At 63.5% G+C, this 2,551-nt stretch carries 3 protein-coding genes; all 3 read left to right on the top strand.

Features of this window, described 5'->3' with window-relative positions:
- Nucleotides 1–135: 135 nt before the first annotated feature.
- The 3 genes from tnpA to tnpC all read left to right on the top strand — a co-directional run bounded on the left by tnpA (nucleotide 136) and on the right by tnpC (nucleotide 2,521).
- On the top strand, nucleotides 136–501 hold the full coding sequence (gene tnpA / locus HLH48_RS23635) for an IS66-like element accessory protein TnpA (RefSeq protein WP_182999705.1): 366 nt from the start codon (nucleotides 136–138) through the stop codon (nucleotides 499–501).
- On the top strand, nucleotides 498–845 hold the full coding sequence (gene tnpB / locus HLH48_RS22645; protein ID WP_182999704.1) for an IS66 family insertion sequence element accessory protein TnpB: 348 nt from the start codon (nucleotides 498–500) through the stop codon (nucleotides 843–845). The genes tnpA and tnpB overlap by 4 nt, the downstream gene beginning before the upstream one ends.
- Before the next feature lie 65 nt (nucleotides 846–910).
- Nucleotides 911–2,521, top strand: coding sequence for an IS66 family transposase (tnpC, locus tag HLH48_RS22640; protein WP_182999703.1), 1,611 nt, complete (start codon nucleotides 911–913; stop codon nucleotides 2,519–2,521).
- Nucleotides 2,522–2,551: the final 30 nt, after the last annotated feature.

The raw sequence follows: 2,551 nt of genomic DNA, 5'->3' as shown, positions 1-2,551 counted from the left end.
TTTTCTGGTCTGGGTCAGCTATGAGGCATGAGCGACACAAGAGATCAGAATGGTACACTACCTGCGAGCCTCGCAGGTAGTGTTGCAGACAGGCTCCAAAGGAGCGGTGGAGCGTCAGGCACGCGGGACGACGCGATGCGGATCGAGATCGTTTCGGATCGGCGCCGTTGGCATGCCCCCGAATTTCGTGAGCGCGTGGTGCGTGCGTCATACGAGAGCCGTCTGCCGCTGCGGGAGGTGGCCCGGCAGTATGGGATCTGCCCGAGCCTGCTGTTTCGCTGGCGGAAGCTGGCGCGGGAGGGACGCCAGACCAAAGGCAAAACCGCGTTCGTGCCCGTCATGATGGCGCCGTCACCTCAGGCCATAGAGGAAAGACAGTCGGGATATGTGGGGCAACACGGTCACACCAGCCTGGTCTTTCCAGACGGCGTGCGGCTGGAGTTCGGCACGACCGTTTCGGGTGAGCGTCTGCGGGAGATCGTTTCCGCCCTGCGTTCGTGATCCCGCTTCCCTCCACGCTGCGGATCTGGCTGGCGGCGGGCGTGACCGATATGCGACTGGGCATGCCCGGGCTGGCGTTGAAGGTCCAGGAAGCGTTGGGTCGTGACCCTTTCGCGGGCGATGTCTATGCCTTCAGGGGACGACGCGGCGACCTGGTGAAACTGATCTGGCACGATGGGATCGGCCTTTCATTATATGCGAAGCGGATCGAGCGCGGGCATTTCCTGTGGCCTTCGGCAAAGGATGGGGCAATTCATCTTTCCGCGTCACAATTGAGTTGTCTGCTCGAGGGCGTGGATTGGCGAAATCCGCAGAAAACATGGAGACCTGAACTGGCGGGATGATAAAAACTGCGCCAGGTCAGCCTATACCGGTACCCTTTTGAGCGCCCATGTGATCAACTGTCTTCATGACGGGAGACACGGACGACATCATCGCCTTGCGTGCGGCGCTTGCCGCAGCCGAGGCGCGTGCCCAGGTCGCCGAACTCCGGGCGTCTACCGCCGAAACTCGGGCCACTGATGCGGAAGCGCGCGCGGCCAGCGCCGAAGCGCAGATTGCCCACCTTAAACATCTCATCGCGCGGATGCGCCAGGACCGTTTCGGCGCCTCGTCGGAGCGGGGGCGCCGCCTGCTGGCCCAGCTCGAACTCGAACTGGAAGAGCTGGAGACGACGCTCGCCGAGGACGCGCCCGAAAATGCGACGGATCCCGCCGTCCGGGCGACAGCCCCCCGAAGCAACCGGGGACGCCAGCCCCTGCGCGCCGATCTGCCGCGCGAGCGGGTCGTTATCCCCGCGCCGACACATTGTCCATGCTGTGGTGGCGACCGTCTGAGCAAGCTGGGCGAAAGCGTCACCGAAACGCTGGAGGTGATCCCGCGCCAGTTCAAGGTCATTCAGACCGTGCGGGAGAAGTTCACCTGCCGGGATTGCGAGAGCATAACCCAGCCACCCGCGCCCTTCCACCCGATCGCGCGCGGGCGCGCCGGCCCATGGCTGCTGTCGACCATCCTGTGCGACAAGTTCCTGCAGCATCTGCCACTGAACCGGCAGAGCGAGGCCTTTGCCCGCGAAGGGATCGATCTCGACACGTCGACACTGGCCGGCTGGGTGGGGGCCTGCACGGCGACGCTGGCGCCGTTGACCGCACTGATCCGGGCGCATGTGCTGGCAGCCCAACGCCTGCACGCGGACGACACTACTGTGCCCGTATTGGCAAAAGGTCGGACAGTCACCGGACGATTGTGGAATTACGTGCGTGATGATGGCCCGTTTGGAGGCGTAGCGCCCTCAGCCGTCTGGTTCCGTTATTCCCGGGACCGCAAGGGCGAACATCCTGTCGACCATCTCACGGGCTGGACCGGCATCGTGCAGTCTGACGCCTATGCGGGTTATAACACTCTGGCGAAGCCGGGACGCCAACCCGCGCCGGTCGTCTCCGCCGGATGCTGGGCCCACGGACGCAGAGGGCTGTTCAAAATCGCCGAGAAGGACAAGGCCCCGCTGGCTATAGAGGCGGTGCGCCGCATCGACGCCATATTCGAAGCCGAACGCGCCATCAACGGCACGTCCGCGGAACACCGGCTGGCTGTCCGTCAAACAAACATCGTGCCTCTGGTCGAGGAGCTGTTCGACTGGATGCGGGAGTGTTGCCGGCGCATGTCGACCAAAAATCCCGTTACCCAGGCCATGAATTATTTTCTCAGACGTGCCGATACATTCACACGTTTCCTCACTGATGGCCGGATCTGTCTCTCAAACAATGCAGCGGAACGCGCCCTGCGCGGCATCGCCCTGGGCAGAAAAGCCTGGCTGTTCGCCGGCTCCGATCGTGGCGGAGAGCGCGCCGCCGCCATGTATTCCCTGATCGTCACCTCGCGCCTGAACAATGTCGATCCTCAGGCCTGGCTCGCCGATGTGCTCACCCGTATCAACGACATCCCCAATCCCCGCCTCCACGAACTCCTCCCCTGGCATTGGAAAGCTCTCCACCAGGACCACAATACCATCGCCGCCTGACAATGCCCGCGCCTCTCGCCGGATGGTTAC

This window comes from Gluconacetobacter sacchari (assembly GCF_014174255.1).
Classification (GTDB): Bacteria; Pseudomonadota; Alphaproteobacteria; order Acetobacterales; family Acetobacteraceae; genus Gluconacetobacter; species Gluconacetobacter sacchari.
Note: the sequence above shows the minus strand (reverse complement) of the source record. Positions and strands in the feature narration are given on the sequence as shown.

Coding starts and splice junctions, on each gene's coding strand:
- tnpA (WP_182999705.1), top strand. CDS start 136: ATGCGGATCGAGATCGTTTCGGATCGGCGCCGTTGGCATGCCCCCGAA.
- tnpC (WP_182999703.1), top strand. CDS start 911: ATGACGGGAGACACGGACGACATCATCGCCTTGCGTGCGGCGCTTGCC.